This window comes from Arenimonas sp., from assembly GCF_041913985.1.
In the GTDB taxonomy this organism is placed as follows: Bacteria; Pseudomonadota; Gammaproteobacteria; order Xanthomonadales; family Xanthomonadaceae; genus Arenimonas.
Genome location: NZ_JAYSEG010000012.1, coordinates 1 through 23,794 on the forward strand (window position 1 = coordinate 1; position 23,794 = coordinate 23,794).

Here is a 23,794-nt window from a genome sequence, read left to right on the forward strand (position 1 = left end):
TGGTGGCAGCTGGCGCTGGCCACGCCGGTGCAGTTCTGGCTGGGCGCGCGCTTCTACCGTGCCGCATGGCGTGCGCTGAAGGCCCGTACCGGCAACATGGACCTGCTGGTCGCGCTGGGCACCAGCGCCGGCTACGGCCTGAGCCTCTACCACCTGCTGTTCACCAAACCGCACCACGGCGAACCGCCGCTGTATTTCGAAGCCTCGGCGGTGATCATCACGCTCATCCTGATGGGCAAGTGGCTCGAGGCGCGCGCCAAGCGCCAGACCACCGAGGCCATCCGCGCGCTGCAGGCGCTGCGCCCCGCCACCGCGCGCGTGCGCCACGCCGGCGGGCACGAGCAGGAAGTGCCGGTGGCGAGCGTGCGCGTCGGCGACCACGTGGTGGTGCTGCCGGGCGAACGGATCCCGGTGGACGGCGAGGTCATCGAAGGCCGCAGCCACAGCGACGAGTCGCTGGTGAGCGGCGAATCGCTGCCCATGGCCAAGGAACCCGGCGACCGTGTCACCGGCGGCGCGGTGAACGCCGAGGGCCGCCTGGTGCTGCGCACCACGGCGGTGGGCGCGGAATCGGCGCTGGCGCGCATCATCCGCCTGGTCGAGGACGCGCAGGCGAAGAAGGCGCCGATCCAGCGCATCGTCGACCGCGTCAGCGCGGTGTTCGTGCCGGTGGTCGTGGCCGTCGCCCTCGCCACCTTGCTTGGCTGGGGCTTCGCCAGCGGCGACTGGACCCAGGCCGTGCTCAACGCCGTGGCCGTGCTGGTCATCGCCTGCCCCTGCGCCCTGGGCCTGGCCACGCCCACGGCCATCATGGCCGGCACCGGTGTCGCCGCCCGCGCCGGCATCCTGATCAAGGACGCCGAGGCGCTGGAAACCACCCGCGGGCTGCGCACCGTGGCCTTCGACAAGACCGGCACGCTCACCGCCGGAAGGCCGCGCGTGGTGGCCGTGGAGGCGCTCGACGCCGGCCCCGACGCGGTGCTTCGGGAAGCCGCCGCACTTCAATCGGGCAGCGAACACCCGCTCGCCCGCGCGGTGCTCGACGCCGCCGGCGAGGCGAAGCTCGCCGTGGCGCCGGCCACCGGCATCACCGCCATCGCGGGGCGCGGCATCGAAGGCCACGTCGACGGCCGCCGGCACCTGCTCGGCAGCGGCCGGCTGATGCAGGAGCACGGCGTCCCCACGGCGCCGCTCGACGCGGCCGCGCAGCGCCTCGCGGCGCAGGGTCGCACCGTGTCGTGGCTGGCCGTGGAAACCAACGCGGGCTTCGCCCTGCGCGGCCTGCTGGCCTTCGGCGATCCGCCGCGCGCCGAGGCCGCCGAAGCCGTGGCCGCGCTGCATGCGATGGGCCTGCGCACGGTGATGCTCTCGGGCGACAACCGCGGCGCGGCCAACGCCGTCGCCGCGTCGCTTGGCATCGCGCCGGACGACGTGATGGCCGAAGTGCTTCCCGGCGAAAAGGCCGAGCACGTCCGCGCCCTGGGCCGCGACGGCCGCGTGGCGATGGTCGGCGACGGCATCAACGACGCGCCGGCGCTGGCCGCCGCCGACGTCGGCTTCGCCATGGGCAGCGGCACCGACGTGGCCATGCACGCCGCCGGTGTCACGCTGATGCGCCCGGACCCGCGCCTGGTGGCCGACGCCATCGACATCTCGCGCCGCACCACCCGCAAGATCCACCAGAACCTGTTCTGGGCCTTCATCTACAACCTGGTGGGCATCCCGCTGGCCGCGGCCGGCCTGCTCAACCCGGTGGTCGCCGGGGCCGCGATGGCGCTTTCCAGCGTCAGCGTGGTGTCCAACACCCTGCTGCTGCGGCGCTGGTCGCCGCGTGCGCGGCACTGACACGGAGAACACCATGGCACGCCACGCCATCCGTCCCGAGCTTTCCGAAGCCAAGGAACAGGGCCTGCACAACATCGGCGAAGCCTCCGCGCTCAGCGGGGTTTCCGCGAAGATGATCCGCCACTACGAGGCCATCGGCCTGATTCCGCCCGCCAGCCGCACCTTCGCCAACTACCGGCTCTACAACGACGCCGACCTGCACCGCCTGCGCTTCATCCGCCGCGCCCGCAACCTGGGCTTCCCGATGAAGCAGATCGAGGTGCTGCTGGGCCTGTGGGGCGACCCGAACCGCAGCAGCGCCGAGGTGAAGCAACTGGCGCAGGCGCATTCCGATGACCTGGCCGCGCGCATCGCCGAGATGCAGGCCATGCAGCGTACGCTGCAATCACTGGCCGCGCATTGCCATGGCGACCATCGTCCCGAGTGCCCGATCCTCGACGACCTCGCCGGGCCCTGCCATTGAACGCGCTGGTGCATGGCATCCGCCCGAACGTGGTGCAGTTCCTGCACCAGCTGCTGCAGGTGCTGCTGGTGGGCCTGACGCTGGGCATGATGCGCACCGTGGTGCCGGCGCTGGCGGAAACCGAGTTCGGCGTGCCGCGCGGCTCCTTCCTGCTGCTGGGCACCTTCGTCATCGCCTTCGGCGTGGTGAAGGGCGTCATGAACTTCGTCGCCGGCCGGCTCTCCGAACGCCTGGGCCGGCGCCGCGTGCTGATGCTGGGCTGGCTGGTGGCGCTGCCCATCCCGGGCTTGGTGTGGTTCGCGCCGGACTGGGGCTGGATCGTCTTCGCCACCATGCTGCTGGGCGTGAACCAGGGCCTGACCTGGTCGATGACCCAGACCTCCAAGCTCGACCTCACCCGCCCCGACGAACGCGGGCTGACGATCGGCCTCAACGAATTCGCCGGATATGCCGGCGTGGCGCTGGCAGGCCTGGCCACGGCCTGGCTGGCCACCGTGCTGGGCGCGCGCCCCGGCCTGCTGGTGTTCGGCGGCGGCACCGTGCTGGTGGCGCTGGGGCTGACGCTGGCCTGGGTGAAGGACACCCTGCCCTGGGCCCGGCAGGACGCGGCACGCCACGCACTCACCGACGACACGCCGGTGCCCGGCACCTGGGAAGTCTTCGCGCGCGTTTCCTGGAGCGACCGCCGGTTGATGGCCGTGTGCCAGGCCGGCCTGGTCGAAAAATTCGTCGACGCGCTGGTGTGGGTGATGCTGCCGCTGTACCTCTACCAGCGTGGGCTCAGCCTGGCCGCGGTCGGCGGCGTGGTCGGCGTTTATGGCCTGGCGTGGGGCGGCTCGCAGCTGTTCACCGGGAAACTCTCAGACCACGTGGGCCGGCAGTGGCCGAACGTGCTGGGCATGTTCACCTGTGGCGGCGGCGTGGCCCTGATGGTGCTGGGCCAGGGCGTCGCCTGGTGGAGCGTTTCGGCCGCGGTGACGGGCCTGGGCATGGCCCTGCTCTACCCCAACCTGTCGGCCGCCGTCGCCGACGTGGCGCCGCCGGCCTGGCGTGGTTCCGCCATCGGCATCTACCGCTTCTGGCGCGACCTCGGGTACGCCCTGGGCGCGCTGGGCCTGGGCCTGGCCGCGCAGCTGGGCGGCGACATGGCCGTCGCGTTCTGGTTCGTGGCCCTGGCCATGTTCGCCTCGGGCGCGCTGCTGGCCTGGCTGGGCGAGGAAACCCATCCGCGCCTGCGCCGCGGCGGGCCTTGACCTTCCCATGCCGTCATGGCGCAGCATGGCGCACCCCGCCTCCGTCCCCGGACATCCCCCTCCCATGCACGAATTCGTCCTGTTCTATTCCCCCGGCGCCTGCTCCCTGGCCGTTCACGCCGCACTCGAACACGCCGGCGCCGCCTACGAGGCGGTGAACGTGGACCTGCGCCAGAAGCTGCAGCTGGCGCCGGAATACCTGCGCCTGAACCCGCAGGGCCGCGTGCCCACGCTGGTGGTCGAAGGCCGCCCGATCACCGAAGCCGTCGCCATCGCCGATTTCCTCGACCGCCGCTTCCCGGAAGCCGGCCTGCTGCCGCACGGCGACCTCGACCGCGCGCTCGCCATGGCCGCCATCCAGCGCCTGTCCAGCGACATCCACCCGATCTACCGCGCCCTTTGGATTCCCGGCTGGTTCTCCGACGACCCGGCCGCGCACGACGCGCTCAAGGCCACGGCCACCCGCCGCCTGCTCGAGTTCTACGCCGAGCTCGACCGGCGGCTGGGCGAAGGCAGCTGGGGCCCGGGCGAACCCACGGGCTTCCTGGCCTTCTACACGGCGGTGTTCCTGCGCTGGAGCGCCGCCGTGGCGCCGCAGGGGCTCGGGCCGCACTGCGAGGCCCTGCGCCTGCACCTGTCGCAGCACCCGGCCCTGGCCGAGGTGGTGGCCCGCGAGGGCGTGCGCCTGGACAGCCTCAAGCGCCTCACCGACTGAGCGCCCGGATTGATGCCGGTCAAGGCCGGCGGCCGCGGACGGGCGGACCATGGAACCCACCAGAGACGGCCACCGTGCCAGGGAGTTCACATGATCCGTTACGTCACCGGCGACATCCTGCTCAGCCAGGCCAGCGTCATCGCCCACGGCGTCGCACCCAACGACGACTTCAACCAGGGCCTGGCCCATTCGCTGCGCGAGTTCTCGCCGGCGATGTACAAGGATTTCCGCCACTTCTGCCAGTCCACCCATCCCAAGCCGGGCTCGCTGTGGACCTGGGGCGGCGCCGGCGGCGCGCGCATCGTCGCGCTGTTCACCCAGGAAGGGGCCTACGGCCACGGCGCCAAGCCGGGCCGCGCCACCACCGCCAACGTGAACCATGCGCTGCGCGCGCTGGCGCATGAAGTGCAGAAGGAAGGCTGGACCAGCCTGGCCCTGCCCCGCCTGGCCACCGGCGTCGGCGGCCTGGACTGGGCCGAGGTGAAGCCGCTGATCGAGCAGCAGCTCGGCGGCCTCGACATCCCGGTGATCGTGTACGAGACCTACCACAAGGGCGAGCCGGCCAAGGAAGGCCTGTAAGCCCGCGGCGGGCGTGGCGCTTGACCTTCCAACGGGGTCAGGCGCCACGCTGGTTTCACCGCACCCGTTGTAGACTCACCGCATGTCGCTGCTGCGCACCCTCGCCCACCTGATGCTTGTCCTGGCCCTGCTGGCCGGCGGCCTGGCACCCGGAATGGCCAGCGCCAGCGAACCTTCGGGCGACGCCGCCATGGCCTCGCCCTGCCACGACATGGCGGGTGACCTCGTCGCCCCGCCCGCGGACGACTGCTGCGACGACGGCAATTGCGCCTGCGATTGCCTGCACCACGCCCCGGTCGCCTTCGCGGTGCCGGCGCCCCTGCCCCACCTGGCCGTGCGCGGCGTCGACGAACGCCCTGCCACCCGTCTCCTGCCCGCCACCCGCGCGGCGCCCGAAATCCGACCTCCCATCGCCTGATCGCCAACGGCGGGCGCCTGCCCGCCACCCCGCGACGCGCCCGGCATCCGCCGGGCCACCCGGCCGTGCCGGGACCGAAACACCGGAGATCGAACCATGACCATTGCATTCGCCCGCGCCGGCCTGGCGCTGGCGCTGGCCACCGTCCTCGGCGGTTGCGCCACCCTGTCGCCGCAGCCGCGCGGCGACGACATCACGCCCCTGCTCGAGGCCCGCGGTGGCCCGGCCGTGGACTGGGCCGCCCAGGCTGGCCGCGCCGACGACGGCGACGCCGCCATCGCGCCGCTGCTCGCCCGCCCGATGACGCTCGACGCCGCCCTGCGCGTGGCCATGCTGCGCAGCCCGCGCCTGCAGGAGGAATACGCGCGCCTGGGCCTGGCCCGCGCCGAGGTGATCGAGGCCGTGCAGGTGGAGAACCCGCGCCTCTCGCTCTCGCGTTTGTCGGTCGACGGCGGCGGCGAGAAACGCAGCACCGGCCTGTCCCTGCCCTTGCTCGACCTGCTGGTGCTGCCGATGCGCGCCCGCCTCGCCAGCGCCGAATACGAACGCGCCAGGCTCGAGATCGCCTCCGCCGTGCTGGGCGTGGTGGCCGAGGTCGAGGCGGCCTGGTACGAACACGTCACCGCGCGCCAGGTGGCGGCGATGCGCGAGGCGGTGGCCGAGGGCGCCGACGCCAGCGCCGAGCTGGCCCAGCGCTTCTTCGACGCCGGCAACATCAGCGAACTGCAGTTGCGCCAGGAACAGGCCGTGGCCAGCGAGGCGCGCATCGACGCGCTGCAGGCCCGCGCCGAGGCCGGCCGCAAGGCCCTGGCCCTGCACACGCTGCTGGGCCTGCGCGGCGAGGAAACGACCTGGCAGGCCAGCGACACCCTGCCGCTGCCGGTGCCCGAGGAGGACGCGCCGGAACGCCTGGCGGCGCTGGCCCGCGAGGGCAACCTCGAACTGCTGGCGGCGCGCCAGGAGGCCGAGGTGCTGGCCGATGCGCTGGGCATCACCCGCAAGCTGCGCTGGCTCGGCGGCAGCGAGGTCGGCTACGAACGCGAAAAGGAAGCCGACGGCGGGCGTCTGCGCGGGCCGTCCATTTCGCTGGAACTGCCGGTGTTCAACCAGGGCCAGGGCAAGCTGGCGCGCGCCGAGGCGCAGCTGGCCGGCGCGCTGGCGCGGGTGGCGCAGGCCGAGCTGGCCAGCGAGCACGCGGTGCGCCAGGGCGCGGAAACCGTGTCGGCCCTGCGCCGCGTCGTCGCCACCCATCGTGAATCGCTGGTGCCGCAGCGCGAGGCCATCGTGGCCCGCCAGCAGGAGCGCCAGAACTTCATGCTGATCGGCGTGTTCGAACTGGTGCAGGCCAAGGTGGCCGAGTACGACGCCTACCAGGCCTACCTCGAGGCCGTGCGCGACTACTGGCTGGCGCGCGTCGAACTGGCGCACGCCGTCGGCCAGCGCCTGCCCAGCGACGCCGGCATCGGCGAGCGCACGCCGGGCGTGCAGGACATCCTCGGCCCGGCGCCGGGTGGGCACGAAGGCATGGACCATTCGCAGCACCAGGGCATGGATCATTCGAAGCACGAGGGCATGGACCACTCGCAGCACGACGCGGCCAGCCCGGAGCCGGCGCCCGAAAAAGCCGAAGCCGCGGAAGAAGACGAACACGCCCACCACCACGGAGCCACGCCATGAAGCTCACCCGACGCAACCTGCTGATCGGCGCCGGTGCCGGCCTGGTTACCGGCACCGCGGTGCCCGCGCTCGCCCAGTCGGGCGGCCATGAAGGCCATGCCCTGCCCGACGCCACGCCAGCGCCGCCGCGCCGCGACGGCGGCAGGGTGCGCACCCTCAACGGCTGGTCGCTGCCGCACAAAATGGTCGGCGGCGTGAAGGAATTCCACCTCGTCGCCGAAGAGTTCGAACACGAATTCGCGCCAGGCTCCAAGGCCCTGTGCTGGGGCTACAACGGCGGCACGCCCGGCCCCACGATCGAGGCGGTGGAAGGCGACCGCGTGCGCATCCTGGTCACCAACCGCCTGCGCGAACCCACCACCATCCACTGGCATGGGCTGATCCTGCCCAGCGGCATGGACGGCGTCGGTGGCCTGAGCCAGCCGAAGATCGCCCCGGGCGAAACCTTCGCCTACGAATTCGACCTGGTGCAGCACGGCACCCACATGTACCACCCGCACGCCGACGAGATGGTGCAGATGGCCATGGGCATGATGGGCCTGTTCATCATCCACCCGCGCGGCGGCGACCACGTGGACCGCGACTACGCCCTGCTGCTGCACAACTTCGCCCTGCACCCCGGCACCCGCCGGCCGGACCCGGCGGTGATGCAGGATTTCGACCTGTGGACCTTCAACTCCAAGGTCTACCCGGCCATCGAGCCGATGGTGGCGCGCACGGGCGAACGCGTGCGCATCCGCGTGGGCAACCTGAGCATGTGGAACCACCCGATCCACCTGCACGGCGTGCAGTTCGAGGTCACCGGCTCCGACGGCGGCCGCTGGCCGAAGGCGCAATGGCGGCGCGAGGTGACCGAGATCGTCGGCGTCGGCCAGATGCGCGACATCGAATTCACCGCGGTGCCCGGCGACTGGGCCTTCCACTGCCACATGTCGCACCACACGATGGGGCCGATGGGGCACGACATCCCGAACACCCTGGGCGTCGACCAATCGGGCGTCGAGCAGAAGATCCGCCGCATGCTGCCGGGCTACATGGCCATGGGCCAGGACGGCATGTCCGAGCACCAGGAACACACCGACAGCGGCCACATGAAGGGCCCCGAGAACACGCTGGCGATGATGGCCGGCAAGGGGCCGTTCGGGAACATCGAGATGGGCGGCATGTTCACCGTGCTCAAGGTGCGCGACGACCAGGCGCCGGGTGACTTCAGCGACCCGGGCTGGTACCGCAACCCGCCCGGCACCGTGGCCCGCCGCGTCAGCAGCGACCCCGCGTACGGCGCGCCCGTGCGCCGCAAGACGACCTGATCCCGAGGAGAAAGACCATGAAGACCTTCCGCAACACGCTGGCCCTGCTGGCCTGCCTGCTCGCCGCGCCCGTCGCCACCGCGGCGACGCCGAACACCAGCCCCGTGGACAACCCCCTTCCCATCGTCACCGTGCACAAGAGCCGCTACTGCGGCTGCTGCCTGAAGTGGGTGGAACACATGCGCGCCGAGGGTTTCGAGGTGCGCGTGGTGGAAACCGAGGACATGGGACCGGTGAAGCAGCGCGTCGGCATCCCGCCGGCAAAGGGCTCCTGCCACACCGCCGAAGTGGACGGTTACTTCGTCGAAGGCCACGTGCCGGCCGCCGACGTGAAGCGCCTGCTGGCCGAGCGCCCGAAGGCGCGTGGGCTCACCGTGCCGGGCATGCCGGCCGGTTCGCCGGGCATGGAAACGCCCGACGGGCGCGTGCAGCCGTACACCGTCGAGCTGATCAGTCCCGAGGGCAAGGCCTCGCCCTTCGCGCGGCACGGCGACGCGCGGTAATCCCGCTGCCGGGGAGGCTCAGGCCTCCCCGGACACCGCCAGCACCACGTTGCCGGCCACCTGGCCGGACTCGACGGCTTCGTGCGCCTCGGCGACGCGCTCCAGCGGCAGCCGCAGGGCGATGTTGTGGCTGAGCGCACCCTCGGCCAGCCACCGTTCCAGCTGCCGTTCGCAGCGTTCGCGGTCGGCCGGCGCCAGGTGGTAGACGATGAAGAAGGCCAGCTGCAGGTTCTTCAGGATGCCCGGCACGAAAGGTACCCGCGCCTCGGGATGGCCGCTGCCGTAGACGACGGCCAGGCCGCCCGTGGCCAGCATGGCGAAGTCGTGCATGGCGTTCGCGGCCAGGTCCACCTCGATGACGCGGTGCACGCCTTCGCCACCGGTGAGTGACATCACGCGGGCCACCAGGTCCTCGCGGCGGTAATCCACCACCGCGTGCGCGCCGGCGGCCAGGGCCAGCGCGGCCTTGGCCGGCGAACTGACGCTGGCGATCACCTGCGCGGCGCCCGCCAGGCGCGCCATCTGCACCGCGTAATGGCCGACGGCGCCGGCACCGCCGGCCACCAGCACGCGCTGGCCGGCGACACCGCCATAGCCGGTGACGGCGTGGCAGGCCGTGAGCCCGGGAATGCCCAGGCAGGCGCCCGCGTCCAGCGGCACGCCCGCGGGCAGGCGCACGGCCTGCGCCGACGGCAGCACCACGAACTCCGCGGCGGTGCCGTCGGGGCGGCCCCAGGCGGCGTTCCACAGCCAGACCCGTTCGCCGACGCGATGTGCAGGGACGCCCTCGCCCACGGCGTCGACCACGCCGGCGCCGTCGCTGTGCGGCGTCACCTGCGGGAATGGCAGCGCCGGCGAACGCGTTCCGGCGCGGCTCTTGGTGTCGGACGGGTTCACGCCGGAGAACGCGATGCGCACGCGCACCTCGCCGGGCCCCGGCTCGGGCACCGGCGCCTCGGCCAGGGCAAGCACGTCCGCGGCGGGACCGGTGCGGGTGTAGACGACCTTGCGCATGGCAGCCTCCCGGCGGGCGTCAGAAGCGGACGCGGGCGGAAAGCATACCGCCGAGCCCCTCGGTGTCGCCGAAGGCCTGCTCGACGCGGGCGCCGAGCTCGGTCCGGCCGAAACGCTTCGACAGGCCCAGGCCCAGCTGGCCCTGCGTGGACGCGCCGTCGCGGGCCACGAGCACCGTGTCGTCCACGATGTCCAGGCGCGCTTCGCCGTCGTCGCCGGCATCGCGGCCCAGCGTCACGTCCACGGTCCACTGGAACGGAAGCGTGCTGCGCGCGGCGTCGTTGCCCAGCGCCAGGCCGATGCCCGCCGCCAGCGAACTGCCGCCCGCCAGGTCCACGCTGCCCGCGGTGCCGGCCAGCACCGGCAGGTCCACGTCGGTCCACTGCAGGTTCGCCGACGGCTGCAGCCACAGGCTGCCCACCGCGATGCGGCGGCCGAATTCCAGCGCCGTGCCGACGACGCGTGCGTCCTGCCCGCCGTGGATGCCCACGCTGGCCCAGCGGGTATCGAGGTCGAGCCAGTCGGCGCGCAGCAACGCCTGCCCGTACCAGCCATTTGCGCCTTCCCAACCGGCATAGGCGCCGATGTGCTGGCCGTCGAACTCGCTGCGGTCGCCGTTGCCGAAGCGCATGTCGGAGCGGCCGGTGCCGCCCAGCGCGCCAACGCGCCACGGCCCGGCGGCATACTCCACGCCCACCTGCACGCCGTCGTGCGAACCGTCCCAGGCTACGTCGCGGCGGCCCTGCACGCTGCGGGCGCGGCCTTCGTGGTCGGTGTCGCCGCCCAGCACCTGCACCCAGCCGGAAACGCCGTCCTCGCGGCTGCCGCGCTGGCCGTTCGACCAGGCGTCCACGCCGGCCCGCCACAGTTCGCGCGCGCCGTCGGCGAGGAAGGCAGTGCGGTAGGCGCGCTCGCCGAGCTCGCTTTCCAGCGACCACGTGCGGTCCACCGCGTCGAAGTCGAGGCCGAGGTCCATGAAGCCGAAGCTGGTCTGCGCGAGCATGAACTCGTCGCCCGAGGCCGCGCCGGTGGCCCGCGCCAGCACCGGGCCGTCCAGGCCCAGGCCGCTGGCCGACTGCAGCAGATTCAGTTCGATCACCGTGCGGCCCGAGGCGGTGCCGACTTCCAGGGTGTCGGCGCTGCCGCCGCCCAGCAGGGAAACGTCGAGCGCGACGCGCGAGGCGCTGCCGCCGACCAGTTCGCCCGAGAATGCCATCAGGTCGCCGGTGTGCTGGTTCACGAGGCTGATGCGGCCGGCGTTCTCCAGGCGCTCCAGTCCCTCCACCCGCACCGAGGTGGCCGGGCCGGCCAGCGGCGCCAGCGCCAGCAGGCCGCGGTTCACCAGCCGGTCGGCGCCGTCGCCGAAGTCGCTGCTGCCTTCGAGGTAGATGCGGCCGTCGTTGGCGAGCACGTCCACGCCCTCGCTCAGCTGGAACGGTCCCCACAGCCGGCCCGTGGAGGCGACGCGGATGTCGGAACCACCGCCGCTGACCTGCAGCGAAGGCCCTTCGCCGCCCAGCACGATGCCGGCGATGTCCACGCGGGTGCCGGTGCCAGAATGCGCCATGATGCCGGCCAGGCTGCCGTACACGAAGGCGTTCTCGCGCACGTCCACGTGCACGCCGCCCTCGATGCTCTCGCTCAGGATGGCCGGGCCGTTGAGCGCCACCACTTCGTCGAGCACGTCGATGCGCGTATTGCCCGACCAGGTGCTGGTGGCGATGGCGGCGGCCAGGTCGCCGCCCTCGTAATGGGTGATGACGCTGCCCACCACCAGGTGCTGGTCGCCCTCGCCGGTGCCCACCACGACGCCCGAGGAGCCGTTGCCGAAGGCTTCGATGCGGTCGACGGCGATCGACACGTCGCCACCCGCGAAGGCGCCCACGCCCGCGCTGTACTCGCCGTAGGTGCGCACCGTACCCAGCTCGAAATGCACCGAGCCGCCGGTTTCGGCGCTGATGCCGGTGGACCAGTCGCCGCCAGCTTCGATGCTGCCGACCTCGGCGCGGATGTCGCCGTCCAGGGAAATCAGCTGCACGCCGTCGGCGATGAAGCCGTTGGTCTGCACGCTGTCGGCGCGCACGTCGATGTCGGCGTAGGTGTCGACGAAGATGCCGCGGGCCACGTCGCCGAAGACGCCGATGTTGCCGGCTTCGATGCGGACGTCGCCGGTGTCGCTGCCGGCGAAGATGCCGACGATCTCGCCGCCGTCCATCCAGACGTCGCCGGCGGTGATGTCGATGTCGCCGCTGGTCGTCAGCGCGCGGATGCCCTCGCTGCGGTGGCCGGTGATGCTGATGCTGCCGACGTCCACGGCGATGGCGCCGCTGTCGGAAATGGCGAACACGCCCTGGCTGTAGAGCGCGTCCTGCACGTGGATTTCGTCCACCGAGACCCCGATGTCGCCGGTGACGGTGCCGGCCACGACGCCCGCGCCACCGGGGCCGCCGTGCACCTCGCGGGCCACGACGCTGACATTGCCGGCGAAGCTCTCGGCCTGGATGGCGATGTCGGCCGCCACGCGGTCGGCCACCACGCTCACGTCACCGCCGCCCGAGAGCGCGGCGATGCCGTGCAGCCCGCCCTGCACCTGGTCGGCGACGACGGTGACGCGGCCGCTGGTGGAGGCCACCTCGATCGCGGGCGCGACGCCGCCGACCACTTCCGTGCCGGACTCGGCGATGAAGCGCACCTCGCCGTCGCCCATCACCGCCACCGAACCGTGCACCTGCGCGCCGCTGCCGAGTACGACCTCGAAGTCCTGCACGCCCTGGTAGTCGATACCGGTGTAAGGGTCGGTCCCGGGGGCGCATGTGACCGAGCCGCCGGGCGCGGCGGCGCCGCATTCCTCCGCGGCGTGCGCGGACATCGGTTGCAGCATGGCCAGGCCGACCAGGCCGGCGAAGGCGACCCGGCCCAGGGCGGCGCCGCGCCAGTGCGAAGCGATGGCCAGGGCCAGCGGCGTGCGGCGGGCGGCGTTGGCGTGGCGGGTGTGGCGGTGCGGCGGACGGCGGGTATCCAAGCGTGTTCTCCAGGGTTCGAAGCCTTCGGGGGCTTCGATGCTGGGGCTTGCCACCGTGGCAGGTTCAATAGCCGGAAGTAACCACCGGAAGGCAACCGGAATGGCGCTGGCTGCACTCGACGCGGGGGGCCGGCCGAGGAGAATCGGTGCCATGAACATCGGCAAGGTTTCCAAGCTCACCGGGCTCAGCGCCCGCATGATCCGGCACTACGAAGCCCAGGGCATCCTGCATTCGCCGCGGCGGCGCGAGTCCGGGCACCGCGACTACGGCGCCGAGGAGATCCGCACCCTTCGCTTCATCCGCAACGCCCGCGACCTGGGTTTCCGGATCGTCGACATCGGCCGGCTGATCGAACTCTCGCGCCTGGGCCCCTGCGGCAGCAGCGCGATCGAGGCCTTGGTGGCCGAACGCCTGCGCGAACTGCGCCGGCAGGAGGACGAGATCCAGGCCAACCGCCGCCGGCTGGAACAGCTGCTGGATTCACCGCCGGCGGCGATGGCCGGTCATGCCCTGGTGGGCCTGCTCGCGGGCGAACCGGCGCCTGTCCAGGCCGGGTAGTCCCAGCCGGAGGCCGGCCCCGCCGGCCGGTGTTTTCCGCCCATCCGCATCCCGCGCCAGCCGGCCAGGGCCAGGCCGCCCTCGCCCACCGGCCAGCACAGCGCCTCGGCCTCGCCGGCCTCCGCGGGCCGCAGGTCCTGGCGCCGGAACGCCGCCCGCTGCACGCCCTCGCCGCTGCGCTTGCCCTGGGCCTCGAGCAGCGCCCACGCCTGGCGGAAACGGCGGTCACGGCCGGCATCACTCTCGCCCAGCACCCAGGCGGCCGTCGCCGGCGAAAACAGCCGCTGCGCCAGCCCGGCCCAGTCGCGCGGCTCCGGCGAGAGTTCCAGGTCGAGCCCGATCGGGCGCGCCGACACCGCGGCGGCCACCTGGTCGTGGCTGTGGCTGAGCGACAGGCAGAGCCTGAGGCCGCCGGGGCCCAGCAATTCGCGGCGCTGCTGCGGGCCGATGTGGAAATGCCAGGCCGCCGGCTCGCCGCCGGCGAAGTCCACCGCGAGCTGCCGCGCCAGCACGTGCCCGGCCAGGAACTGCGCGCGGCGCGGGCCCGAGGCGAACGCGGCCAGCCGGCCGCGCTCTTCACCGCCCAGCCAGTCGGCACGGGCAGGCACCGAGGCGATCGGCGCCAGCGCCAGCAGCACGTCGTGTTCGGGCGGAACGGAGGGCATGGCGGGCATCTTCGCACCAGGCGACAGGCAAAGAAAAAGCCCGGCCGGAGCCGGGCTTTCTGGACATCACTGATGATGGCGTCCCCACGGGGATTCGAACCCCGGTCGCTACCGTGAAAGGGTAATGTCCTAGGCCTCTAGACGATGGGGACAGCGTGCCGCTTTGATTCGGTGGTGGAGCTAATCGGGATCGAACCGATGACCTCTACAATGCCATTGTAGCGCTCTCCCAGCTGAGCTATAGCCCCACCGAAGGAAGAAGCGAAAGTTTAGACATGCGTCCGGACTTCGTCAAGCACATGCCGCACTTTTTTTGTCGGCCGGCGTTTCGCCGGTGTCCGACAGGGTGTGGGGGCCGTGCCCCTGCCCTTCAAGATAGTCGAGCCACTTGTTGAAGAAGCTGTTCATGCGCAGGCGGTGGCTGACCATGGCCTGCACGCTCGGGCGCAGGCCCAGCACGTCCTGCCAGTGGCGGCCCACGTAGCAGTGCGTCACCTCGGCCTGGCGCGCGTCGCGGTAAAGCCGCACGTAGGCCGACGGGTCGGGCTGGCCGGTGGCCGCGTCGAGCATGCGGTAGCTCAGCCGCAGTTCCACCGTGTACGGGTGCTGGGCCAGCACGTCCACCTGCAGCTCCAGGCCACCGGGCACGTGGGAAACGTAGCGGCCCTCGGCCAGCGCCTGCGGCTGGAACATGCGCGTCAGGCGCAGGAAATTCTCGCCGTAAAGCCCCATCAGCCACTCGAAGCGGCCGAGCCGGGGCAGTCCGTTTTTCAGGCGAGTGGCGGGCATGGACCGATGCTAGCACGCGGCCCGGCGCCGGCCCGCGGGGCTCAGAACATGTGCCGGTGGATGCCCAGGTTCGCCAGCACCTTGCCGGCGATTTCCTCGATCGAGGTGTGGGTGGTGCTCAGCACCGGAATGTTCTCCTGGCGGAACATGGCCTCGGCCGCCAGCACTTCCGTGCGGCAGGTTTCCAGGGTGGCGTAGCGCGAGTTCGGCCGGCGCTCCTGGCGGATCTGCTGCAGGCGCGCCGGGTCGATGGTCAGGCCGAACAGCTTGCGGCGGTGGGCGCGCAGGCGCCGGGGCAGTTCCCGGCCCTCCAGGTCCTCGACGGTGAGCGGGTAGTTGGCCGCCTTCACGCCGTAGTGAAGGGCCATGTACAGGCAGGTGGGCGTCTTGCCCGAGCGCGACACGCCCACCAGGATGACGTCGGCGTCGTCGTAGTGGATGTCGATGCCGTCGTCGTGGGTGAGCGCGTAGTTGGTGGCGTTGATGCGCTGCTCGTAGGCGGCGAAGTCCACCAGGCCGTGGGCGTGGCCCACCCGCGGGTGGCGCACCCGGCCCAGCTCCTGCTCCAGCGGGCTGATGAAGGGAGCGAACACGTCCAGCATCAGGGCGCCGCTGCCGGCCAGCAGGGCGTTGAGCTGCTCGTCCACCACGGTGTTCACCACGACCGGGCGGCAGCCGGTGGCCTCGCCGGCGGCCCGGATCTCGGCCACGGCGGCCTCGGCCTTCTCCACGCTGTCCACGAAGGCGATGCGCCGGCTGGCGAACTCGACCCCGCTGAACTGGGTCAGCAGGCTGTGGCCGATGGTCTCGGCCGTGATGCCGGTGCCGTCGGAAACGTAGAAAATCGGCCGAACGCCTTCCATGCCCTGCCCTCGCCTGCGGCGCCGGCCTCCCGGCGCACGAATCCCTAGCCAATTCAAGCTTGTATGGCTTGCCCTCGGGTCGCATCATATACAGCTTGAACCCATCGCACGCGGGGCCCGCCGCTCTGGCCGCCCCCACTCCCGAGCGCACGGAGACCGCATTGAACGCCGACGTCCTTTGGCTGCACGAACTCCGCCTCTCCGACCTGGCCCAGGTCGGCGGCAAGAACTCCTCGCTCGGCGAGATGATCGGCCAGCTGGCCCATCTCGGCGTCTCGGTGCCCGGCGGTTTCGCCACCACGGCCCACGCCTTCCGTGAGTTCATCGCCCACAATAACCTGCACCAGCGCATCTACGACCGCCTGGGCGCGCTGGACGTCGAGGACGTGGACGCCCTGGTCGCCGCCGGCGCCGAGATCCGCGCCTGGGTGATCGACGCCCCGCTGCAGCCGCAGCTCGACCAGGCCATCCGCGACGCCTACCGCAAGCTCTGCGCCGAAGCCGGCGCCGCCGACCTGGCCGTGGCCGTGCGTTCCTCCGCCACCGCCGAGGACCTGCCCGACGCCAGCTTCGCCGGCCAGCAGGAAACCTTCCTCAACGTCACCGGCGAGGACGACGTCGTCCACAAGGTGAAGGAAGTCTTCGCCAGCCTCTACAACGACCGCGCCATCGCCTACCGCGTGCACCACGGCTTCAAGCACGAGGACGTGTTCCTCTCGGCCGGCGTGCAGCTGATGGTGCGCTCCGACATCGGCGCCTCGGGCGTGCTGTTCACGCTCGACACCGAGTCGGGCTTCCGCGACGTGGTGTTCGTCACCTCCAGCTACGGCCTGGGCGAAATGGTCGTGCAGGGCGCGGTGAACCCCGACGAGTTCTACGTCTACAAGCCCACCCTGCAGGCGGGCAAGCCGGCCATCCTGCGCCGCACGCTCGGCAGCAAGCTGATCCGCATGGTGTATTCGGACAAGCCCGGCGAGCGCGTGCGCATCGAGGACACCCCGGCCGACCTGCGCCGCGGCTTCTCGGTCACCGACGCCGACGTCGAGGAGCTCTCGCGCCAGGCGCTGGTCATCGAAAAACACTACGGCCGCCCGATGGACATCGAGTGGGCCAAGGACGGCAACACCGGCAAGCTCTACATCGTGCAGGCGCGCCCGGAAACGGTGAAGTCGCGCGCCCACGCCACCCAGATCGAGCGTTATGCCCTCGCCGCCCGCGGCGAAGTGCTGAGCGAAGGCCGCGCCATCGGCCACAAGATCGGCGCCGGCACCGCCCGCGTGGTGCGCAGCCTGGCCGAGATGAGCAAGTTCCAGCCCGGCGACGTGCTGGTGGCCGACATGACCGACCCCGACTGGGAGCCGATCATGAAGCGCGCCGCCGCCATCGTCACCAACCGCGGCGGCCGCACCTGCCACGCGGCCATCATCGCCCGCGAGCTGGGCGTGCCGGCCGTGGTGGGCACGGGCGACGCCATGCAGTCGATCCCGGACGGCGCCGAAGTGACCGTCAGCTGCGCCGAGGGCGACACCGGCTACATCTACGCCGGCAAGCTGGGCTTCGAGGTCACCACGACGGACCTCGGCAACATGCCGCCGGCGCCGCTGAAGATCATGATGAACGTCGGCAACCCCGAGCGCGCCTTCGACTTCGCGCAGCTGCCGAACCAGGGCATCGGCCTGGCCCGCCTGGAATTCATCATCGCCCGCCAGATCGGCGTGCACCCGCGCGCCCTGCTCGAGTACGACAGGCAGCCGGCCGACCTGAAGAAGCAGATCGACCAGATCACCGCCGGCTACGCCGACCCGGTGAGCTTCTACGTCGACCGCCTGGCCGAGGGCATCGCCACCCTCACCGCGGCCTTCGCGCCGAACGCGGTGATCGTGCGCCTGTCCGACTTCAAGTCCAACGAATACGCCAACCTGGTCGGCGGCAAGGCCTACGAGCCGCACGAGGAAAACCCGATGATCGGGTTCCGCGGCGCCTCCCGCTACGTGCACCCCGAGTTCCGCGACTGCTTCGCGCTCGAGTGCCGGGCCGTGCGCAAGGTGCGCGACGAGATGGGCCTGACCAACTGCTGGATCATGATCCCGTTCGTGCGCACCCTCGACGAGGGCCGCGCGGTGATCGCGGCGCTCGAGGCCAACGGTCTCAGGCGCGGCGAGAACGGCCTGAAGGTGATCATGATGTGCGAGGTGCCCTCGAACGCCCTGCTGGCCGACGAGTTCCTCGAGCTTTTCGACGGCTTCTCGATCGGCTCCAATGACCTCACCCAGCTCAGCCTGGGCCTGGACCGCGACTCGGGCATCGTCGCCCACCTGTTCGACGAGCGCGACCCGGCGGTGAAGAAGCTGCTGTCGATGGCCATCGGCGCCGCCCGCGCCAAGGGCAAGTACATCGGCATCTGCGGCCAGGGCCCGTCCGACCACCCTGACCTGGCCGAGTGGCTGATGCAGCAGGGCATCGAGTCGGTGTCGCTCAACCCCGACACCGTCATCGACACCTGGCTGCGCCTGGCCAAGCTCAAGGCCGGCTGATGGCGGCACCGGCCTCGCTCGCCGAGATCACCGGCAACGCAGGCGACCTGCTGGGTCGCCTGGCCTCCTCGGAATGGCTGTGGCGCATCGGCGTGGCGCTGGCCATCGCCCTGGTCGGGATGTGGCTGGCGCGCCTGCTGTCCAAGGGCCTGGACCGCGTGATGACGCGGGTCGGCATGGACCTGATCCTGCGCGACTTCCTGCGCAACATCGCCTACGTGGTGCTGCTGGTAGTGGTGCTGGTGGCCGCGCTCGACGCGCTGGGCGTGCCCACCACCTCGTTGCTGGCGGTGCTGGGCGCCGCCGGCCTGGCCATCGGCCTGGCGCTGAAGGACTCGCTCTCGAACATCGCCTCGGGCGTGATGCTGATCGTGCTGCGGCCCTTCCGCGCCGGCGACGCCGTGCAGATCGCCGGCCAGGAGGGCGTGGTCGAGCGCGTGGGCATCTTCCAGACCGTGCTGCGCGCCTACCAGAACCACGACATCACGCTGCCCAACAGCGAGGTCACCACCTCGCCCATCGTCAACTTCACCTCGCGCGGCGAGCGCCGCATCGACCTGCCGGTCGGCGTGGGCTACGGCGACGACATCCGCCATGCGCGGGAGGTGCTGCTTGGCCTGGCCAAGGCGCACCCGCGGGTGCTGGCCACGCCGGAAACCGACGTGCTGGTGAGCGGCCTGGGCGAGAGCAGCGTCAACCTGGTGCTGCGCGCCTGGGTGAAGACGCCGGACTTCGTCGCCGTGCGCAGCGACCTGACCGAAGCCATCCACCGCGACTTCGCCCAGGCGGGCGTGTCCATCCCCTTCCCGCAGCGCGACCTGCACGTCTACCACCACGACGCCGACGGGCGCCCGCTGGCGCAGATCACGGCGGCGGTGGAAGACCCCGACCGCGGCTGAGCGGGCTCAGGGCGCCGGCTGGCCGCCGAGCTTGCCCATGTGCTGGCGGTAGTGCGCCAGCTCCTTCACCGATTCGCGGATGTCGCTCAGCGCCGTGTGCGCGCCCACCTTCCCCACCCCGGCCAGCACGTCCGGCGCCCAGCGCCGCGCCAGTTCCTTGAGCGTGGAGACGTCGAGGTTGCGGTAGTGGAAGTAGCGCTCCAGCCGCGGCATGTGCCGCACCAGGAAACGCCGGTCCTGGCAGATCGAATTGCCGCAGATGGGCGACTTGCCGGCCGGCACCCAGTCGGCCAGGAAGGCCACGGTCATCGCCTCGGCCTGGGCCATGGTGACGGTGCTGTCGAGCACGCGCTGCCACAGGCCCGAGCGCGAATGGGTGCCGCGGTTCCACTCGTCCATGGCCTCGAGCCGGGCCAGCGGGTGGTGGATGGCCAGCTCGGGGCCTTCGGCCAGCACGTTGAGCTGGCTGTCGGTGACCAGGGTGGCGATCTCGAGCACCGAATCGGTGTCGGGGTCGAGGCCGGTCATCTCGAGGTCGATCCAGATCAGGTTCTGTTCGTGGGCGGGCATGGGGCTATGGCGGCAGTGAGTGTGGCCGCATCATACTCCGCGTGTCCCACCACGCAGGCGCGACCATGTTCCCCGCGGACAACCTGGACCACTACCGCATCCTCTCGTCCATGCTGGCCCCGGCCCTGCTGATGGCGGCCACCGGTTCGCTGCTGATCTCGGCCAACAACCGCCTGGCGCGCGTGGTGGACCGCCTGCGTTCGCTGGTGGGCCAGCTCGATGGCAGTTCGCCCCAGCACCGCCCCGAACTCGAGCTGCAGATCAGCCGGCACCGTGTGCGCTCCAAGCACGTGCTGCGCGCCTGCGTGATGCTTTACGTGTCGCTGGGCTGCTTCGTGGGTACCAGCCTGGCGCTGGCGGTGGACGCCTTCAGCGGCTTCCGGCTGGGCCTGGCGCCCACGATCCTGGCGGTGGCCGGCGTGCTGGGCCTGCTGGCGGCGAGCTTCTTCCTGACGCTCGAGGTGGTGCTGGCGGTGCGCAACTTCAGCGCCGAGCTGGACCTGGAAGTCACCCGGCGGGCGCGGAAGGACTGAGTCAGAGCCCCGGGCGGGCCCGCTTGCGGCGGAAGTAGTCGGTCAGGCGCGCACCGGCCTCTTCGCCCAGCACCCCACCCTCGGCCTGCAGCCGGTGGTTGTGGCGCGAGTCGGTGAGCAGGTTGAAGACACTGCCGGCGGCACCGGTCTTGGGGTCGCTGGCGCCGTAGACGACGCGCGCCAGCCGCGCATGCACCATGGCCATCGAGCACATGGCGCAGGGCTCGAGCGTGACGTAGAGCGTGCAGCCGGTGAGCCGGTAGTTGCCCAGGGCCTGGCCGCCGCGGCGCAGGGCCACGATCTCGGCGTGGGCCGTGGGGTCGTTCTCGCCGATGTTGCGGTTCCAGCCCTCGGCGACGAGCTCGCCGCCGGGACCGACCAGCACGGCACCCACCGGGACCTCGCCTTCCTGCTCGGCCCGGTCGGCCAGCGCCAGCGCGTGGCGCATCCAGTCTTCGTCGCTGCGCGGCGCGCTCATTCCCACTCGATGGTCGCGGGCGGCTTGCCGCTGATGTCATACACTACGCGAGAAATGTCGCGTATCTCATTGATAATGCGGCGAGAAACCGTGTCAAGGAAGTCGTAGGGCAAGTGCGCCCAGTGCGCCGTCATGAAGTCCACGGTCTCCACCGCGCGCAGCGCGATGACCCATTCGTAGGCGCGGGCGTCGCCCACCACGCCCACCGACTTCACCGGCAGGAACACCGCGAAGGCCTGCGACGTCTTATCGTACCAGCCGGCCTTGCGCAGCTCCTCGATGAAGATGGCATCCGCGCGGGCCAGGATCTCGGCGTATTCGCGCTTCACCTCGCCCAGGATGCGCACGCCCAGGCCGGGGCCCGGGAACGGATGGCGGTAGACCATCTCGCGCGGCAGGCCGAGCTCGACGCCGATGCGCCGCACCTCGTCCTTGAACAGCTCGCGCAGCGGCTCCACCAGGCCCAGCTTCATGTGCTCGGGCAGGCCGCCGACGTTGTGGTGGCTCTTGATGACGTGGGCCTTGCCGGTCTTGGAACCGGCCGACTCGATCACGTCGGGGTAGATGGTGCCCTGCGCCAGCCACTTCACGTTGCTGAGCTTGGCCGACTCCTCCTCGAAAATCTCCACGAACAGGCGGCCGATGATCTTGCGCTTGGCCTCCGGGTCGGAAACGCCGGCCAGGGCCGCGAAATAGCGCTCGGCGGCGTTCACGCGGATCACCTTCACGCCCATGTGCTCGGCGAACATCGCCATCACCTGGTCGCCTTCCTGCCAGCGCAGCAGGCCGGTGTCGACGAACACGCAGGTCAGGCGCTCGCCGATGGCCTTGTGCAGCAGCGCCGCCACCACCGAAGAGTCGACGCCGCCGGACAGGCCCAGCAGCACCTCGTCGTCGCCCACCTGGGCGCGCACGCGCTGCACCTGGTCCTCGATGATGTTGGCCGCCGTCCACAGCGTGGCGCAGCCGCAGATCTCCACCGCGAAGCGGCGCAGCATCTGCTCGCCCGACTTGGTGTGGGTCACTTCCGGGTGGAACTGCACGCCGTACCAGCGGCGGGCTTCGTCGGCCATGGCGATGATGGGCACCGAGGCGGTGCGCGCCGTAACCTCGAAACCCTCGGGGATGCGGGTGACGCGGTCGCCGTGGCTCATCCACACGTCCAGGCGCGGCGGGCTGCCGGCGTGGTCCTTGAGGCCGTCGAGCAGCGAACATTCGGCCGTGACCTCGACCTCGGCATAGCCGAACTCGCGGTGGTGGCCGCCCTCGACCATGCCGCCCAGCTGCATGGCCATGGTCTGCATGCCGTAGCAGATGCCCAGGAGGGGCACGCCGGCGTCGAACACCGCCTGCGGCGCGCGCGGCGAGCCCGCCTCGGTAGTCGATTCCGGGCCACCCGAGAGGATGATGCCCTTGGCGCCCCAGGCGGCGATCTCGGCCGGGTCGTGGTCCCAGGCCCAGATCTCGCAGTAGACGCCGAACTCGCGGATGCGGCGGGCGATGAGCTGCGTGTACTGCGCGCCGAAGTCGAGGATGAGGATCTTGTCGCCGTGGATGTCGGTCATGTGTGGCGTCCTGGCCTCAGCCCATGCGGTAGTTGGGCGGTTCCTTGGTGATCTGCACGTCGTGGACGTGGGCTTCGCGGGTGCCGGCGTTGGTGACGCGCACGAACTTGGGCCGCGTGCGCATCTCCTCGATGGTGGCGCAGCCGACGTAGCCCATGGACGAACGCAGGCCGCCGGCCAGCTGGTGCACGATGTTGCGCAGCAGGCCGCGGTACGGCACCCGGCCCTCGATGCCCTCGGGCACGAGCTTGTCGGCGTCGGAGGCGTCCTGGAAGTAGCGGTCCTTGCTGCCCAGCTCCATGGCGCCCAGCGAACCCATGCCGCGGTAGCTCTTGTAGCTGCGGCCCTGGAAGAGCTCGATCTCGCCCGGGCTTTCCTCGGTGCCGGCGAACAGGCCGCCGATCATGATGCAGCTGGCGCCGGCCACCAGGGCCTTGGCGATGTCGCCCGAGTAGCGGATGCCACCGTCGGCGATCAGCGGGATGCGGCCCTTGAGCGCGTCGGCCACCATGCCCACGGCGGTGATCTGCGGCACGCCCACGCCGGCGACGATGCGGGTGGTGCAGATCGAGCCGGGGCCCACGCCCACCTTCACGGCGTCGGCGCCGGCGTCCATCAGGGCCAGGGCGGCGTCGCCGGTCACGATGTTGCCGCCGATGACCTGCAGCTTCGGGTAGTTCTTCTTCACCCAGGCGACGCGGTCGAGCACGCCCTGGCTGTGGCCGTGCGCGGTGTCCACCACCACCACGTCCACGCCGGCGGCCGCCAGCGCCTCGATGCGCGCCTCGGTGTCGCCGCCCACGCCCACCGCGGCGCCGGCCAGCAGCTGCTCGTCGGCGTCCTTGGCGGCGTTGGGGTTGTCGCGCGCCTTCTGGATGTCCTTGACGGTGATCAGGCCGCGCAGCGCGAAGCCGTCGTCCACCACCAGCACCTTCTCGATGCGGTGTTTGTGCATCAGCTGCAGCACCTCGTCGTCGCTGGCGCCCTCGCGCACCGTGACCAGCTTCTCCTTGCGGGTCATGATGTTCTTCACGGGGTCGTCGAGCTTCTTCTCGAAGCGCATGTCGCGGCTGGTGACGATGCCCACCAGCTGGCCGCCGTCCACCACCGGCACGCCGGAGATGTTGCGGGCGCGGGTGAGCTTGATCACCTCGCCGATGGTGGTCTGCGGCGTCACGGTGAACGGCTCGCGGATGACGCCGGCTTCGAAGTTCTTCACCTGCAGCACGTGCGCGGCCTGCTGCTGCAGCGACATGTTCTTGTGGATGATGCCGATGCCGCCGAGCTGGGCCATGGCGATGGCCAGGCGCGCCTCGGTCACGGTGTCCATGGCGGCGGACACGATGGGCAGGTTCAGGCGGATGCCGCGCGTGAGCTGCGTGGCGAGGCTGACGTCCTTGGGCAGGACCGCGGAATGGGCGGGAACGAGGGAGACGTCGTCGAACGTCAGTGCTTCTGCCTGGATGCGCAGCATGGAGCGGCTCCGGGGGATGGGAAGCGCGACATTATAGCCGCTCGGCCCCTCCGGCGGCTGGGTTGC

At 71.2% G+C, this 23,794-nt stretch carries 22 protein-coding genes and 2 tRNA genes; 13 read left to right on the plus strand and 11 right to left on the minus strand.

What is annotated here, in order from left to right; genetic code table 11:
- From ACE3Q2_RS05690 to ACE3Q2_RS05730, 9 genes are all read left to right on the plus strand, one after another.
- The coding region (locus ACE3Q2_RS05690; protein ID WP_374473349.1) for a copper-translocating P-type ATPase at positions 1-1,845 on the plus strand (1,845 nt) is incomplete at its 5' end.
- A 13-nt stretch (positions 1,846-1,858) separates the two neighbouring features.
- Positions 1,859-2,308, plus strand: a complete 450-nt coding sequence (cueR, locus tag ACE3Q2_RS05695) for a Cu(I)-responsive transcriptional regulator (RefSeq protein WP_231696172.1) — start codon at positions 1,859-1,861, stop codon at positions 2,306-2,308.
- Positions 2,305-3,561 (plus strand): MFS transporter, encoded by a 1,257-nt coding sequence (locus tag ACE3Q2_RS05700; RefSeq protein WP_374473350.1) that lies wholly within the window; start codon positions 2,305-2,307, stop codon positions 3,559-3,561. The genes cueR and ACE3Q2_RS05700 overlap by 4 nt, the downstream gene beginning before the upstream one ends.
- A 64-nt stretch (positions 3,562-3,625) precedes the next feature.
- A complete protein-coding gene (locus ACE3Q2_RS05705; protein WP_374473351.1) occupies positions 3,626-4,276 on the plus strand; it encodes a glutathione S-transferase family protein in 651 nt (216 codons plus the stop codon).
- Positions 4,277-4,366: 90 nt separating this feature from the next.
- Positions 4,367-4,855, plus strand: coding sequence for a macro domain-containing protein (locus ACE3Q2_RS05710; protein WP_231696170.1), 489 nt, complete (start codon positions 4,367-4,369; stop codon positions 4,853-4,855).
- An 82-nt stretch (positions 4,856-4,937) separates the two neighbouring features.
- Complete coding sequence (locus ACE3Q2_RS05715; protein ID WP_374473352.1) at positions 4,938-5,273, plus strand: CopL family metal-binding regulatory protein; 336 nt, start codon at positions 4,938-4,940, stop codon at positions 5,271-5,273.
- A 96-nt stretch (positions 5,274-5,369) separates the two neighbouring features.
- Positions 5,370-6,950, plus strand: coding sequence for a TolC family protein (locus ACE3Q2_RS05720; protein WP_231696168.1), 1,581 nt, complete (start codon positions 5,370-5,372; stop codon positions 6,948-6,950).
- Positions 6,947-8,260, plus strand: a complete 1,314-nt coding sequence (locus ACE3Q2_RS05725; RefSeq protein WP_374473353.1) for a multicopper oxidase family protein — start codon at positions 6,947-6,949, stop codon at positions 8,258-8,260. Before ACE3Q2_RS05720 ends, ACE3Q2_RS05725 begins: the two co-directional genes overlap by 4 nt.
- 17 nt (positions 8,261-8,277) lie before the next feature.
- On the plus strand, positions 8,278-8,763 hold the full coding sequence (locus ACE3Q2_RS05730; RefSeq protein WP_374473354.1) for a DUF411 domain-containing protein: 486 nt from the start codon (positions 8,278-8,280) through the stop codon (positions 8,761-8,763).
- Between the two features lie 18 nt (positions 8,764-8,781).
- On the opposite strand, the gene ACE3Q2_RS05735 is transcribed toward ACE3Q2_RS05730, so the two are convergent.
- Both ACE3Q2_RS05735 and ACE3Q2_RS05740 read right to left on the minus strand, forming a co-directional pair.
- Positions 8,782-9,777 carry an NADPH:quinone reductase gene (locus ACE3Q2_RS05735; protein ID WP_374473355.1) on the minus strand — a complete coding sequence of 332 codons (996 nt, stop codon included), beginning with the start codon at positions 9,775-9,777 and terminating at the stop codon, positions 8,782-8,784.
- Positions 9,778-9,796: 19 nt separating this feature from the next.
- Positions 9,797-12,799 (minus strand): autotransporter outer membrane beta-barrel domain-containing protein, encoded by a 3,003-nt coding sequence (locus ACE3Q2_RS05740; RefSeq protein WP_374473356.1) that lies wholly within the window; start codon positions 12,797-12,799, stop codon positions 9,797-9,799.
- A 151-nt stretch (positions 12,800-12,950) separates the two neighbouring features.
- Here ACE3Q2_RS05740 and ACE3Q2_RS05745 point away from each other — a divergent pair, with 151 nt between their 5' ends.
- On the plus strand, positions 12,951-13,358 hold the full coding sequence (locus tag ACE3Q2_RS05745) for a MerR family transcriptional regulator (protein ID WP_231696163.1): 408 nt from the start codon (positions 12,951-12,953) through the stop codon (positions 13,356-13,358).
- Here ACE3Q2_RS05745 and ACE3Q2_RS05750 read toward each other — a convergent pair.
- The 5 genes from ACE3Q2_RS05750 to ACE3Q2_RS05770 all read right to left on the minus strand — a co-directional run bounded on the left by ACE3Q2_RS05750 (position 13,304) and on the right by ACE3Q2_RS05770 (position 15,675).
- Entirely contained in the window at positions 13,304-14,023 is a 720-nt protein-coding gene (locus ACE3Q2_RS05750; RefSeq protein WP_374473357.1) for a 4'-phosphopantetheinyl transferase superfamily protein, read from the minus strand. The two genes, ACE3Q2_RS05745 and ACE3Q2_RS05750, sit on opposite strands and share 55 nt — an antisense overlap.
- A 76-nt stretch (positions 14,024-14,099) precedes the next feature.
- A tRNA-Glu gene (locus ACE3Q2_RS05755) sits at positions 14,100-14,175 on the minus strand.
- Between the two features lie 20 nt (positions 14,176-14,195).
- A tRNA-Ala gene (locus ACE3Q2_RS05760) sits at positions 14,196-14,271 on the minus strand.
- Positions 14,272-14,314: 43 nt separating this feature from the next.
- Positions 14,315-14,812 (minus strand): DUF1249 domain-containing protein, encoded by a 498-nt coding sequence (locus tag ACE3Q2_RS05765; RefSeq protein ID WP_374473358.1) that lies wholly within the window; start codon positions 14,810-14,812, stop codon positions 14,315-14,317.
- 41 nt (positions 14,813-14,853) lie between these two features.
- A complete protein-coding gene (locus ACE3Q2_RS05770; protein ID WP_231696160.1) occupies positions 14,854-15,675 on the minus strand; it encodes a pyruvate, water dikinase regulatory protein in 822 nt (273 codons plus the stop codon).
- A gap of 161 nt (positions 15,676-15,836) precedes the next feature.
- Between ACE3Q2_RS05770 and ppsA the strand changes: the two genes are divergently transcribed.
- On the plus strand, positions 15,837-18,209 hold the full coding sequence (ppsA, locus tag ACE3Q2_RS05775) for a phosphoenolpyruvate synthase (RefSeq protein WP_374473359.1): 2,373 nt from the start codon (positions 15,837-15,839) through the stop codon (positions 18,207-18,209).
- A complete protein-coding gene (locus ACE3Q2_RS05780; RefSeq protein WP_231696158.1) occupies positions 18,209-19,108 on the plus strand; it encodes a mechanosensitive ion channel domain-containing protein in 900 nt (299 codons plus the stop codon). The genes ppsA and ACE3Q2_RS05780 overlap by 1 nt, the downstream gene beginning before the upstream one ends.
- Positions 19,109-19,114: 6 nt before the next feature.
- Here the strand turns inward: ACE3Q2_RS05780 and orn are convergent, their stop codons facing one another.
- Positions 19,115-19,678, minus strand: coding sequence for an oligoribonuclease (gene orn, locus ACE3Q2_RS05785; RefSeq protein WP_231696157.1), 564 nt, complete (start codon positions 19,676-19,678; stop codon positions 19,115-19,117).
- 65 nt (positions 19,679-19,743) lie between these two features.
- On the opposite strand from orn, the gene ACE3Q2_RS05790 reads away from it, so the two are divergent.
- Positions 19,744-20,211 carry a DUF2721 domain-containing protein gene (locus ACE3Q2_RS05790; RefSeq protein WP_374473360.1) on the plus strand — a complete coding sequence of 156 codons (468 nt, stop codon included), beginning with the start codon at positions 19,744-19,746 and terminating at the stop codon, positions 20,209-20,211.
- Position 20,212: 1 nt separating this feature from the next.
- On the opposite strand, the gene tadA is transcribed toward ACE3Q2_RS05790, so the two are convergent.
- From tadA to guaB, 3 genes are read right to left on the minus strand one after another with little or no spacing between them, the layout of a single operon-like run.
- Positions 20,213-20,689: a tRNA adenosine(34) deaminase TadA gene (gene tadA, locus ACE3Q2_RS05795; RefSeq protein ID WP_231696188.1), complete on the minus strand. Its 477-nt coding sequence runs from the start codon at positions 20,687-20,689 to the stop codon at positions 20,213-20,215.
- The gene (guaA, locus tag ACE3Q2_RS05800) at positions 20,686-22,254 is read right to left on the minus strand and encodes a glutamine-hydrolyzing GMP synthase (RefSeq protein WP_374473361.1); all 1,569 of its coding nucleotides are present in this window, start codon (positions 22,252-22,254) and stop codon (positions 20,686-20,688) included. The genes tadA and guaA overlap by 4 nt, the downstream gene beginning before the upstream one ends.
- A 16-nt stretch (positions 22,255-22,270) precedes the next feature.
- Positions 22,271-23,728: an IMP dehydrogenase gene (gene guaB, locus ACE3Q2_RS05805; protein ID WP_231696154.1), complete on the minus strand. Its 1,458-nt coding sequence runs from the start codon at positions 23,726-23,728 to the stop codon at positions 22,271-22,273.
- Positions 23,729-23,794: the final 66 nt, after the last annotated feature.